Annotated in this window: 11 protein-coding genes; 8 read left to right on the top strand and 3 right to left on the bottom strand. The window is 42.0% G+C overall.

The window, feature by feature from the left end:
- The first annotated feature begins 69 nt into the window (after nt 1-69).
- The 5 genes from GVN16_RS00220 (at nt 70) to GVN16_RS00240 (ending at nt 6,096) form a co-directional block, all read left to right on the top strand.
- Nucleotides 70-2,151 (top strand): HEPN domain-containing protein, encoded by a 2,082-nt coding sequence (locus tag GVN16_RS00220; protein WP_166561820.1) that lies wholly within the window; start codon nt 70-72, stop codon nt 2,149-2,151.
- Nucleotides 2,152-2,153: 2 nt separating this feature from the next.
- Entirely contained in the window at nt 2,154-2,924 is a 771-nt protein-coding gene (cobA, locus tag GVN16_RS00225) for a uroporphyrinogen-III C-methyltransferase (RefSeq protein ID WP_166561821.1), read from the top strand.
- A 286-nt stretch (nt 2,925-3,210) separates the two neighbouring features.
- Nucleotides 3,211-3,885, top strand: a complete 675-nt coding sequence (locus GVN16_RS00230) for a phosphoadenylyl-sulfate reductase (protein ID WP_166561822.1) — start codon at nt 3,211-3,213, stop codon at nt 3,883-3,885.
- A gap of 25 nt (nt 3,886-3,910) precedes the next feature.
- Entirely contained in the window at nt 3,911-4,843 is a 933-nt protein-coding gene (cysD, locus tag GVN16_RS00235; RefSeq protein ID WP_166561823.1) for a sulfate adenylyltransferase subunit CysD, read from the top strand.
- A 2-nt stretch (nt 4,844-4,845) separates the two neighbouring features.
- Nucleotides 4,846-6,096, top strand: a complete 1,251-nt coding sequence (locus GVN16_RS00240) for a sulfate adenylyltransferase subunit 1 (RefSeq protein WP_166561824.1) — start codon at nt 4,846-4,848, stop codon at nt 6,094-6,096.
- Nucleotides 6,097-6,315: 219 nt separating this feature from the next.
- Here GVN16_RS00240 and GVN16_RS00245 read toward each other — a convergent pair whose 3' ends face one another.
- Together GVN16_RS00245 and GVN16_RS00250 are read right to left on the bottom strand one after the other, a co-directional pair.
- Nucleotides 6,316-7,089 carry a queuosine precursor transporter gene (locus tag GVN16_RS00245; RefSeq protein WP_166561825.1) on the bottom strand — a complete coding sequence of 258 codons (774 nt, stop codon included), beginning with the start codon at nt 7,087-7,089 and terminating at the stop codon, nt 6,316-6,318.
- 4 nt (nt 7,090-7,093) lie between these two features.
- Nucleotides 7,094-7,744 carry an ABC transporter ATP-binding protein gene (locus GVN16_RS00250; RefSeq protein ID WP_166561826.1) on the bottom strand — a complete coding sequence of 217 codons (651 nt, stop codon included), beginning with the start codon at nt 7,742-7,744 and terminating at the stop codon, nt 7,094-7,096.
- Nucleotides 7,745-7,864: 120 nt separating this feature from the next.
- On the opposite strand from GVN16_RS00250, the gene sucC reads away from it, so the two are divergent.
- The 3 genes from sucC to GVN16_RS00265 all read left to right on the top strand — a co-directional run bounded on the left by sucC (nt 7,865) and on the right by GVN16_RS00265 (nt 11,803).
- A complete protein-coding gene (sucC, locus tag GVN16_RS00255; protein ID WP_166561827.1) occupies nt 7,865-9,076 on the top strand; it encodes an ADP-forming succinate--CoA ligase subunit beta in 1,212 nt (403 codons plus the stop codon).
- 188 nt (nt 9,077-9,264) lie between these two features.
- Entirely contained in the window at nt 9,265-10,074 is an 810-nt protein-coding gene (locus GVN16_RS00260; protein ID WP_166561828.1) for an AraC family transcriptional regulator, read from the top strand.
- A 76-nt stretch (nt 10,075-10,150) separates the two neighbouring features.
- Nucleotides 10,151-11,803: a serine hydrolase gene (locus GVN16_RS00265; protein ID WP_166561829.1), complete on the top strand. Its 1,653-nt coding sequence runs from the start codon at nt 10,151-10,153 to the stop codon at nt 11,801-11,803.
- A gap of 58 nt (nt 11,804-11,861) precedes the next feature.
- Here GVN16_RS00265 and GVN16_RS00270 read toward each other — a convergent pair whose 3' ends face one another.
- Complete coding sequence (locus tag GVN16_RS00270) at nt 11,862-12,314, bottom strand: FKBP-type peptidyl-prolyl cis-trans isomerase (protein WP_166561830.1); 453 nt, start codon at nt 12,312-12,314, stop codon at nt 11,862-11,864.
- Nucleotides 12,315-12,358: the final 44 nt, after the last annotated feature.

Below are 12,358 nucleotides of genomic sequence, written 5' to 3' on the forward strand. Positions count from 1 at the left end.
AGATTGGTAGGATATAGATTAACTTTACGGCTCTTTTGTTTAATAATATTTTAGAAAATAGATTATCATATGCAAAGTTTCAGGACAGAATTAGAGAATGCATTAGTGGAGAAGGATATTATTGATTTGGAAAGAAAAATCAGATTATTCAGGGAAGGTGCAATTCATGATGACAAATTCAGAAGTTTGAGATTGGCCAGAGGGGTTTACGGACAGAGGCAGTCGGGCGTTCAGATGGTACGGATTAAGCTGCCGTATGGTAAAATGACTTTTAAACAATGGAAGAAAATTTCAGATATTTCGGATGAATATTCAACCGGAAATCTGCACTTAACTACCAGACAGGACATTCAGATTCACTTTGTGAGTCTTGACAGAACGCCTGAATTGTGGGCAAAACTTGAGGAAGACAGCGTTACTTTACGTGAAGCCTGTGGCAATACCGTAAGAAATGTAACGGCATCTGTTACTGCCGGTGTTGATCCTAATGAACTTTTCGACGTCACTCCTTATGCTCACGCGGTCTTCTCCTATTTCCTGAGAAATCCTATATGCCAGGAAATGGGTCGTAAAATCAAAATAGCTTTTTCTAATACTTCAGAAGATACAGCCCTGGCTTATATCCATGACATGGGCTTTTTACCGGCCATCAAAGATGGTTTGAGAGGCTTTAAAGTGGTAGTAGGTGGCGGATTGGGCTCACAGCCCCGTCTTGCAGATGTAGCCTATGAATTCCTGGCTGCTGACCAGCTTATCCCATTTGTGGAGTCGGTTTTAAGGGTATTCGACAGACACGGCGAAAGAAACTCAAGAAGCAAGGCCAGGATGAAATTCCTGATCCAGAAAATTGGGTTTGAAGCCTTCATGCAGTTGGTTGAAGAAGAAGCCAAAGCCTTGAAAAACAAGTTTTTTGAGATAGAAGCCACTGAAGAAGAGGTTCAGGTTCCTGAAAAAATCTCAGATCTTGCTGCTCCTGATACAGAAGCTTATCAGACCTGGTATTCGACCAACGTTTTTGAACAAAAACAAAAAGGACTTTACGGGGTTTTTGTAAGGATCACCCTCGGTGATATCTCCAGTACTGCCTCAAGAAACCTGATCTCGAAACTGGAAGGCTATACTGGTGACGACATCCGTGTGACGATCAACCAGGGGCTGTTTTTGAAAAACATCCCTGCTGCTAACCTTCCTTATGTATTTAATGTACTGACTGAAGAAAACGTTGCAGCTGCAGGTGCCAACAGCCTGGCCAACATTACGGCTTGTCCTGGTACCGATACCTGTAACCTGGCGATTTCCGATAGTACATTTATCACGAAAGTGTTTGAAAAAGTGATCAATGAGGAGTTTCCGGATCTGATCAAAAATAACGATATCAAAATCAAGATATCCGGCTGTATGAACTCTTGCGGTCAGCACGGAATGGCCCACATCGGGTTCCATGGCAGCTCACTTAAGTCGCTTGATAAGAGGGTTTTACCAGCTTTGCAGGTACTTTTAGGTGGCGGCACCTTAGGTGACGGACTGGGAAGGGTTTCTGAAAAAATAATCAAAGTACCAAGCAAAAGAGGACCTGAAGTTTTAAGGTATTTGTTTGCAGATTATACTGATAATAAACTTGAAGGCGAATATTTCAATGATTATTTCGACCGTCAGGGTAAGATATATTTCTACGACCTTCTGAAGCCGCTGGCTGATTTGGGTACAGTGCAGGAAAATGATTTTGTGGACTGGGGACACGAAGAATTGTTCAGTACCGCCATCGGAGTGGGTGAATGTGCTGCGGTGATGATTGACCTTGTGGCTACGCTCCTGTTTGAAGCCGAGGAAAAAATAGACCTGGCAAAAGAGTGTTTTGATAACCAACAATGGGCAGATGCGATTTATCATGCCTATTCGGCTCAGATCAACGCTGCCAAAGGACTTCTTTTGGATAAGAATGTGAATTGCAGCACTCAGATGAAAGTGATATCAGAATTTGATAAGAACTACGCGGACGATTTTAACGGTAAATTCAGTGAAGATGTGCTTCAGATCAATAAAAATGAGCCTTCCCAGGAATTTGCTCAGGCATTTATTGCACAGGCCATTGATTTCCACAAAAAAGCGAGCCTGGTAAGAGAAAGAAATCAAAAAGAAGTTTTTGCCTGATCATGGAGGCTTTTACAGCTAAAAGACCGAGACTTACCGTGGTGGGTGCGGGTCCGGGTGACCCTGAACTCATTACCCTTAAAGCTGTAAATGCTTTAAGAAAGGCTGATGTGGTGCTGTATGATGCCCTGGCTAACCCGGTTTTACTTGATTACTGCCATCCGTTTTGTGAGAAGGTTTTTGTAGGAAAGATCGGTCACCAAAAAGGAATAACGCAGGATGATATCAATCATCTGATTGTCGAAAAAGCCCATTCTGCGGGACATGTGGTGAGGTTGAAAGGTGGTGATCCTTTCATTTTCGGAAGAGGCATCGAAGAGATGGAGTATGCGGCTGAAAATGAGATAGAAACAGACTATATTCCGGGAATATCAAGTGTAATGTCGGGGGGATTCAGTAATATCCCGTTGACAGACAGGCGGTTTTCGGATGGTTTCTGGGTCATTACAGGACATAAATCAGACGGATCTTTATCAGAAGACTTAAGAATAGCCGCTCAGACCAACGCCACCGTAGTGGTGCTGATGGGCATGTCAAAGCTGGCGGTTATTGCTGAAATATATAAGGAGAACAACAAAATGGAAATTCCTGTGGCTATCATTCAGAATGCCACGACCCCTGAAGAAAAAATCGGCGTGGGAACTATTGGAAATATGGTTAAAATGGCCGCTGAAAATATGCTGTCAAATCCCGCCGTTATCATTATCGGAGAAGTGGTCAATTTTCATAAAAAACACCTGGGAAGACTCTCTAAAGAGTTGCTGGAGCAGTAAAAAAATAGCCTCATACTGATGGAAGTACAAGGCTTTGGTGCGTTGCAGATTTAGTAAAGGTTTTCATTGTGGGTTAAGCTGAACAAATGTAATAAGGATTAACCAAGGATGACAGAACTATTTATTAAACGGTATCGAAATGCCAAACTTTTTTAATTATCTGTCTTACAAGTCTTTAAGAATATAAAATAAAAGTCTGTTTGGTCAGAAAATAATAATTAATTTTGCACTTTACAGCGGTTGGATAATAGATCAGTAAACACATTTTTAAAATTCTGAGAGCAGAATGAAAGATCAGTTAGAAGGTTTAAATTTGGTTGATTCATTGAGGCTGATTGCCGGAACTTATCCCGGAGGGGTGGTTTTTTCTTCCTCATTCGGGCAGGAAGATCAGGTGATTAGTGACGCTATATGGAAAAACGATCTTGCCATTTCTATTTTCACATTAGATACCGGCAGGTTGTTTCAGGATACTTATGAGTTGATGGACATCACCAAAGCCAAGTATAAAAAGAAATTCAAGACCTATTTCCCTGATCAGGAAGCCGTTGAAAAGCTGGTTGAAGAAAAAGGATTCAACAGTTTTTATGAGTCTGTAGAGAACCGCAAGGAATGCTGTTCTATCAGGAAGATACAGCCTTTGAAAAAGGCATTGGCGGGGGCAAAAGTGTGGATTACCGGCTTAAGAGCAGAACAATCGGATAACAGAAGCGGGATGGAAATATGGGAATGGGACGAAAGCAACCAGGTTTTCAAATTCAACCCCCTCATTCATTGGACCATCGAAGAGGTCCTGGAATATCTTAAAGAAAATAGAGTACCCCAAAACAGATTACATGCCAAAGGATTTATAAGCATTGGTTGTCAGCCTTGTACAAGGGCTATCGAACCGGGCGAACATCCGCGAGCTGGGAGATGGTGGTGGGAAGAGTCGAAAAAAGAGTGTGGATTACACGCTTAAGGATTTTTTTATTTAAATGTTTTAAATGGTGGCAGAAGCTAAAGAAAAAGTAAATTTCAAGACCAATAAGAGTTTTCCCAGACAACTGGAAGATGAGGCGATTTATATCCTGAGAGAAGTGGCCGCTCAGTTTGAGAAACCAGCCATCCTTTTTTCAGGTGGAAAAGATTCAATTACCATTGTCAGATTGGCTCAGAAAGCGTTTTACCCTGGTAAAATACCTTTCCCTTTGTTGCATGTGGATACGGGACATAACTTCCCTGAAACCATTGAATTCAGAGACGCACTGGTAAAAGAACTGGGTGTTGAACTGATCGTAAGGAACGTTGAAGATTCGATCAAACAGGGAAAAGTAAAGGAAGAAACCGGTAAATACGCCAGCCGTAATGCCCTTCAGACGGTTACGCTCCTGGATGCGATCGAAGAACATAAATTTGACGCCTGTATCGGAGGAGCCAGAAGGGATGAGGAAAAAGCCAGGGCAAAAGAAAGGATTTTCTCGGTGAGAAATGACTTTGGCCAGTGGGATTCCAAAAAACAACGTCCTGAAATTTTTGACATGCTTAACGGTAAGATCGAAATCGGCGAAAACGTAAGGGTCTTCCCTATTTCGAACTGGACGGAGCTGGATGTCTGGAATTACATCAAAGAAGAGGAACTTGAGATTCCTTCTATTTACTATTCTCATGAAAGAGATGTTTTTGACCGTGACGGTATGATCTGGTCTGATTCGGAATTCATCAACAAAAGTGCGGATGAAATACCTTACAAATCAATCGTCAGATTCAGAACTGTCGGCGACATGACCTGTACTGCTGCGGTATCTTCTGATGCCAACACCATTGACCAGATTATTGAGGAGATTCTTGGAGCTGAGATTTCTGAACGTGGGGCAAGAATTGACGACAAAAGATCAGAGGCCGCAATGGAAAAACGTAAACAACAAGGATACTTTTAAAGATGGATATATTGAGAATTGCTACAGCCGGGTCTGTAGATGATGGAAAAAGTACATTGATTGGACGATTATTGTTTGAAACCAATTCAATTACAAAAGATAAAATTGAAGCACTTAAAACCGCTTCGCAAAGAAAAGGTCTTGATTTTGTAGATTTATCTCTTCTGACAGACGGTTTGATTGCAGAACGTGAGCAGGGTATTACCATTGATGTTGCCCACATCTATTTCAACACGCCGAACCGCAAATATATCATTGCCGATACTCCGGGTCACTTCGAATATACCAGAAACATGGTTACCGGAGCTTCCAACGCTTCTGTTTCTATTATCCTGATCGATGCCAGACATGGTGTGAGTGAGCAGACCAAAAGACACTTTTATATTTCTTCTTTGCTGAGAATCAAAAATGTGATTGTGGCTGTCAACAAAATGGACCTGGCCAATTATGAAGAAAGCCGTTTTGAAGAAATCAGAAAGGACTTTTTCGAACTGGAAGAGAAAGTGAGATTTGAAGGACAGGAAGTAAACTTTATACCGATTTCTTCGCTTTATGGTGAAAATATCGTTACAAAGTCAGAAAAAATGGACTGGTATAAAGGAGAACCTTTGCTGACTTTGCTTGAAACGGTTAAAATCGAGGCCCTTGACGGACAGTCGCATGCCTTCAGATTCCCGGTGCAGTTTGTAATCCGTCCTAAAACGGATGAGTTCCACGACTTCAGAGGTTATGCCGGAAAAGTATCTTCAGGATTTATCAAACCCGGTGATCTGATTGAGGCTTTGCCAAGCAAACAGATCAGCAAGATCAAGAGTATTCTTAAAGCAGAAACTTCCCTTGAAATTGCCAACCCTGGTGAATCTGTAGTTCTGACGCTTGAAGATGATATTGATATCAGCCGCGGTGACATGATCGTGAAAGTAGGTGAAGGTCCTGAAATCGTCAAGTCGTTTTCTGCACAGGTTTGCTGGATGGACAGCAATCCGTTAGTGGCCGGAAAGAACTATCTTATTCAGCATGGCACCAACAGGCAGAAGACTAAGGTATCGGGCATCGGTGCGGTTATGAACGTTGAGATCATGGAAGAGAGCAGTGACAGCCAGGATTTGAAATTGAACCAGATCGGAATAGTTGATTTCCGTTTCGCAGGATTTGTGTATCCTGATAAATATGAAGTAAACCCTGCCAACGGGGCGTTCATCATCATTGATGAATTTTCGAACAACACTGTAGGCGTCGGATTCGTCATCTGAGAAAAAAATATATTTAAAAAGGCGGTTGGGAAATTCTCAACCGCCTTTTTTATTGACCCCGATCTTAGCTCTAACGGGCTGAATTCCAAGCCTCTGAGAATTCGATATTTTTAACCCGTCCTGACATTGGTGCAGAATATTCAATTCTCAGGCGAAATAGAAATTCTTATATTTTTTACCTGAAAAATGATAAAACATTCGTAAAATCCTTAAATGGGTTTAAAATGGCGTAAATGTGGCATCTTCAATCATTTTATGAGAATGCTCCTTGCCCAAATATTTGTCGATCAGGTAATGAGCCAGGTAAATGACCGGAGTCATCAGAATGGCTACGAAAAATTTGTAAATGTAGTTGACAGTGCCCACCGCAAACACCTGATCAAGTTTCCAGTTGCCGAATACAAAGAAGGCAATGAAGATCACGACAAAGCTATCGATCATCTGGGAGACCAGGGTCGAGCCAGTTGCCCTTAACCAGATGTATTTATTTTTGGTGATGTTTCTCAACCTGTGAAAAATGTACGCGTCCAGTACCTGCCCGATCAGGAAGGCAGTTAAACTACCGGTGATGATGCCGAGCCCTTGTCTGAAAATCATTTTGAAAGCTTCGTTGATGTCCAGTGCTTTTCCGTTGGAGTCTACACTGTTGACATCCAGCCAGAACGCCGCCGGCACAAGAGACGTAGCGACGTAAATCAGGATAAAGCTGTAAGCGATGAGAGCTGCAGTGAGGTATGAAATTCTTTTGACCCCCTTGGTGCCGAAGTACTCATTGATGATATCAGAAGTAACAAAAACGACCGGCCAGTTAAGTACACCTGCCGTCATGTTAAAATCGAGCATGTACCCGAAAATATTCAGCTGGGCCGGTTTGAATCCGAATGTCGCTTCAGCTGAAAAAATTTTTGCCCCGATGATTTCGGCAATGATGGCACTGGTCAGGAAAATTCCGCAAAGGATTAGGTAAAGGGTTTGTTTTTTAGTCAGGCTCATATGTTTAGATTATTTTTCCATCCTCTAATTTAATAGTTCTGTCTGACATTCCCGCCAGATCAGGGTTGTGAGTTACAATCACAAAAGAACAATTAAACCTGTCACGTAAGTCAAAGAACAAACGGTGAAGTTCATCAGCATTTTTGGAATCCAGGTTGCCGCTGGGCTCATCCGCAAAAACGTACCTGGGTGAATTGATCAGGGCCCTGGCCACAGCCACCCGTTGCTGTTCTCCTCCCGACATTTCAGAAGGCAGGTGGGTAGCCCTCTCAGAGAGGTTGAGCAGGTCTAACAACTCCAGGGCTTTCTCTTCTGTTTTCTTTTTATCGGCCTTCCCTACCCAGGCCGGAAGGCATACGTTTTCGAGGGCCGTGAGCTCTGCCATGAGGTTGTGAAACTGGAAAATAAAGCCTATTTTCTCATTTCTGACGCCTGAAAGAAGCTTGTCGCTCAATTGGCTCAACTCTATTTTATCCAAATAAATTTTTCCGGAATCGGCCTTGTCAAGGGTCCCCAATATGTGCAGAAGGGTACTTTTGCCGGCACCCGATGCACCGACAATAGAAACAATCTCTGAAGCCTCTATTTTCAGGTTAATATTCTTTAAAACTTCCAGATGACCATATTTTTTTGAAATATTGACTGCTTCTAACATTTTTTATTGGTTTTAATGAACACTAAAACTTAGTTTTTTAAGATTATCTTATGAAACGGCGGAATAATTTGCTAATTTGGCAAAAAATTAGAAAAGTTCAATTTTTATTCTCAATTAAATATGAATATTCACGAATACCAAGGAAAAGAAATTTTAGCTAAGTATGGAGTAAGGATTCAGAGAGGCGTCGTTGCTGAGACTGTTGAACAAGCCATAGAAGGGTATCAGAAAATAGCGGAGTTAACCAACTCAAAGTTTGCAGTTGTTAAGTCCCAGATTCATGCCGGTGGTAGAGGAAAGGGTAAAATTGTCGGTACAGAACAAAGAGGTGTTCAGTTGGCAAAGTCTGCTGATGATGTTAAAACCATTGCTGAGAACCTTCTTGGTAATGTTTTGGTGACCATACAAACCGGACCTGAAGGAAAGCTTGTGAACAAGCTTCTTATCGCCGAAGATGCTTACTATCCTGGTGAGAGTGATCCGAAAGAGTTTTATGTTTCTATTTTGTTAGACAGGGCCAAAGCCTGTAACGTGATCATGGCCTCTACCGAAGGTGGTATGGACATCGAAGAAGTAGCTGAGCATACTCCGGAGAAAATATTTAAAGAATGGATTGATCCGAGAGTGGGTATCCAGCCTTTTCAGGCACGTAAAGTAGCCAACAAACTGGGTCTTAAAGGAACTGCCAACAAAGAAATGGTAAGCTTCATCACTGCCCTTTACAAAGCATACGAAGAATCAGATTCTGCTATGTTCGAAATCAACCCGGTTTTGAAAACTTCAGATGACAAGATCCTTGCTGTTGATGCCAAAGTGAACCTGGATGACAACGCTTTGTTCAGACACAAAGACCTGGCTGTCCTTCGTGATAAGGCAGAAGAAGATCCGATGGAAGTAGAAGCCTCTGAAAATGACCTTAACTATGTGAAACTTGACGGAAACGTTGGTTGTATGGTAAACGGTGCAGGTCTGGCAATGGCGACTATGGACATCATCAAACTTTACGGTGGTGAGCCTGCCAACTTCCTTGACGTGGGTGGTGGAGCTAACGCTAAAACTGTTGAAGCCGGTTTCAGACTGATCCTTAAAGACCCGAATGTTAAAGCTATTTTCGTGAACATCTTTGGTGGAATCGTTCGTTGTGACAGGGTGGCTACCGGTATCGTGGAAGCCTACAAAACCATCGGCGAAATTCCTGTTCCGATTGTCGTGAGACTTCAGGGAACGAACGCTGAAGAAGGAGCTAAAATCATCAACGAATCAGGTTTGAAAGTATTTTCTGCCGTATTGTTGAAAGACGCAGCTGAGCTTGTTCAGAAGGTAATTTCTTAAAAAGTTAAGTATTATTACAAATAATGAAAACCGTGAGGCATGCCTTACGGTTTTTTGTTTAAAAGAACTTTCGCTGCCACTCATCCCATAAAACATGACTTTCACCACTTTTTCAAATATCTTTACTTTCAGAAGGTTAATATTGTACAGGTTAGAAAACTGACCGGCTGTGAAAAAGTAAAAGCTCAATGGAAAATCTGAAAACAGGCCAGTTCTTCGGCCAGACCAACGAAATTATTCACCTGGATGGATTAACACTGACAGACACGGAGTATACCCACAGCAAGGTGGACTGGCACTATCATGAAAATGCCTATTTCACTTTTATCCTGGAAGGGAGTGTCATAGAAGGCAACAGAAAAGAAACCTATCATTGCGATGCCGGCAGTTTATTGTTTCACAACTGGCAGGATGCCCACTACAATATAAAACCGGATGGTTTTACCAGGGGCTTCCACATTGAGCTGGATCAGAACTGGTATCGTTCCTTTGATTTCAATGCTGATGCGGTACAGGGAAGTGTAAAGCTGGTACATCCGCAGGTGAAGATCCTGATGTACAATATATTCAGGGAAACAAAACTCAACGATACTTCAAAACAGCTGGCTATCAATACTTTATTGATTGATATATTCAGCAGGATAGTCAATACACCATCCGCGTCACACAGGAATCCGCCGGGCTGGGTAAATAAACTGAAAGAAACATTGCATGACTCCCCTACCGAAGAATGGAGCCTGCATGCCCTGGCACTTTATCTTGATATTCATCCGGTACATCTCTCGAGGGATTTTACAAAATATTTTAATTGTAACCTGGGTGAATACCTCAGGAACATTAAGATCCAAAGGTCCCTGGCCATGTTATCTGATAAAGAATTATCGCTGACGGATATCGCACTGGAATGTGGTTTTTCAGACCAGAGTCATTTTATACGTTGCTTCAAGGCATCCAATCATATCAATCCCTCACATTACCGGAAACTTTTATTAAAATAAAACAGAAGTGTTAAACCTGTTCTATTTTCGTGGATTGCGGGAGGGTAGCTTTGTGAAAGATTAAAACAATATTCAAATGAAAAACTTCTTATCAATGCTGCTGGTGCTACTCTGTGTTTTACCTGTCGCAGCTCAGTCAACAGATTTTGTCAAAGACAATGGGATCAGTTCTCCCCTGCACCGGGCCAACCTGGGCAAAATCGCTTTTACATCCAAAGCCATTACCCTGGAAAATCTGAAAGAATCGGATTTTATCACCCAATCTGATCTGACAAATAAGTCCAGCCTCTTTATATCGGTATTTATGGAGAAGTCTCTGACCAATTATATGCATCCGCTCGCTCCGGAGCTATCAAGGGAAGAGCTTTATAAAGCAGGAAATTTTCAATTCTCATTTTTTGTGGACAATCAACTGATCTACAAGGAAAATATAAATTACGGTGCAGGTCTGCCTGATCATAAAGACCATCAAACGGTACTGATAAGGCCATTTCTGAGCTATCCTAACCGCGTTGGCTGGTGGAGCGAGTACATGTGGGAAAGGTTTAAAAACAACGGCGGAAATAAAGCCCTGACAGAAGGAAAACATATTTTTAGGCTGGAGATCCGGCCTTATGTGAACCTGATGGAGGTAAAAACAGGAGACTTAATTGCGTCTGGTGAAATTGAATTGAATGTCAGATTTCCGAAAGTTGATATTTCTAAAGTCCGGTTAAATGAGGTAAAGCCTTATCCGGGGTTTGAAGTTTCCAAAGAGCATTATGATACTGATAAGATCAAACTACTGAAAGGAAATGTGGACGAAGCTGTTTTCAGGAGCATTACGAGTGTGGTGGTCATAAAAAACGGTAAGCTGCTGATAGAAGAATATTTTAACGGGGCTGACAGAAACAGTCGTCACGATCCCCGTTCTGTAGGCAAATCGTTTGCTTCGACAATGGCCGGAATCGCGATTCATGAAAAATATCTTAAAAATGAGGATGTACCGCTTAAAGCTGTTTATGACCTGAAAAAGTATCAGAATTATTCTGTTTTGAAAGACAATACGACGGTAAAGGACTTGCTGACAATGAGCTCCGTTTTTGATGGGAACGATGACCAAAGCGACTCTCCGGGTAATGAAGAAAACATGTATCCGACAGCCGATTGGGTAAAGTTCACACTGGATCTGCCAGCAGACTCAGCCCTTGCGAAAAAACCCTGGCATTATTTTACAGCCGGAGTCGTGCTTCTTGGCGATATCATTCATAAGAAAGTACCGGGCGGTCTCGAAAAATATGCTGATGAGAAGCTTTTCAAGCCTTTGGGAATCACCCAATATCAGTGGCAGTACACTCCTCAGCATGTGGCCAACACAGCCGGAGGAATACAAATGAACTCGCTTGATTTTGCCAAATACGGACAATTATATAAGAACAGAGGGGTTTGGAACAATAAGCGGCTCATCCCTCCGACATGGGTGGACAAGACTTTTACAAAGCATAAATCTATTCCGGGAAGAAATAATGAATTTTACGGATATTTATTCTGGAACAAAAAATACCTGGTCAACAATAAAGAATATGAGACTTTTTATTGTGCCGGTAACGGAGGCAACAAAATATTCGTCTTCAAAGATCAGCCGCTGGTGATTGTGGTGACCGCCACAGCCTACGGGGCACCTTATGGACACCCCCAGGTAGACAAGATGATGCAGGACTATATTTTGCCGGCTGTCATTGACAAATAAGCAGAAAAGCCGCTTTCAGGATATTGAAAGCGGCTTTTTTTACTTTATTGATAACGGTTTACTTAGCGGAAACCACCTCTACTTCAAACAGCAGCGGGGCGTACGGAGGAATATCTTTTCCTGATCCGGCATAACCGTAACCGATGGAAGAGGGGAAAATCAGGGTAGCCTTCTCTCCCACTTTCATTTTGGCCACACCCTCGTCAAAGCCCTTGATGACTCTTCCGGCTCCTAAAACGAAATTAAAATTGCCGCTATCGAATTTCTTTCCTGACAAAAGTTTCCCTGTGTAGTTAAGATTAATGGTTTGCCCGGTTTTAACTGCCAGTCCGGTTGATTCCTTGGTTCTGATAAATCTCAGCCCGCTGGAAGTCTTTTCTGTCACAACAATATTATTGGCTGAAATATAATTTTCGATTTGCTCTTCTTCTGGAAGGGACGAGACTTCGTCTTTCTGGCACGAAAAAATAGATAGTAAAATAAATGTAAAACCTAAAGTGAGTCTTTTCATGAATAATTTCTTTTTAGTAAGATAATTGAGAGATCAAAATTAAA

This window comes from Emticicia sp. CRIBPO (assembly GCF_009905725.1).
In the GTDB taxonomy this organism is placed as follows: domain Bacteria; phylum Bacteroidota; class Bacteroidia; order Cytophagales; family Spirosomataceae; genus Leadbetterella.

Bases quoted from the DNA above. Each gene is read 5' to 3' on its own strand.
- cysD (WP_166561823.1), top strand. From the start codon at position 3,911: ATGGTGGCAGAAGCTAAAGAAAAAGTAAATTTCAAGACCAATAAGAGT.
- GVN16_RS00270 (WP_166561830.1), bottom strand. From the start codon at position 12,314: ATGAAAAGACTCACTTTAGGTTTTACATTTATTTTACTATCTATTTTT.
- GVN16_RS00220 (WP_166561820.1), top strand. From the start codon at position 70: ATGCAAAGTTTCAGGACAGAATTAGAGAATGCATTAGTGGAGAAGGAT.
- GVN16_RS00230 (WP_166561822.1), top strand. From the start codon at position 3,211: ATGAAAGATCAGTTAGAAGGTTTAAATTTGGTTGATTCATTGAGGCTG.
- GVN16_RS00250 (WP_166561826.1), bottom strand. From the start codon at position 7,744: ATGTTAGAAGCAGTCAATATTTCAAAAAAATATGGTCATCTGGAAGTT.
- cobA (WP_166561821.1), top strand. From the start codon at position 2,154: ATGGAGGCTTTTACAGCTAAAAGACCGAGACTTACCGTGGTGGGTGCG.
- GVN16_RS00245 (WP_166561825.1), bottom strand. From the start codon at position 7,089: ATGAGCCTGACTAAAAAACAAACCCTTTACCTAATCCTTTGCGGAATT.
- sucC (WP_166561827.1), top strand. From the start codon at position 7,865: ATGAATATTCACGAATACCAAGGAAAAGAAATTTTAGCTAAGTATGGA.
- GVN16_RS00265 (WP_166561829.1), top strand. From the start codon at position 10,151: ATGAAAAACTTCTTATCAATGCTGCTGGTGCTACTCTGTGTTTTACCT.
- GVN16_RS00240 (WP_166561824.1), top strand. From the start codon at position 4,846: ATGGATATATTGAGAATTGCTACAGCCGGGTCTGTAGATGATGGAAAA.
- GVN16_RS00260 (WP_166561828.1), top strand. From the start codon at position 9,265: ATGGAAAATCTGAAAACAGGCCAGTTCTTCGGCCAGACCAACGAAATT.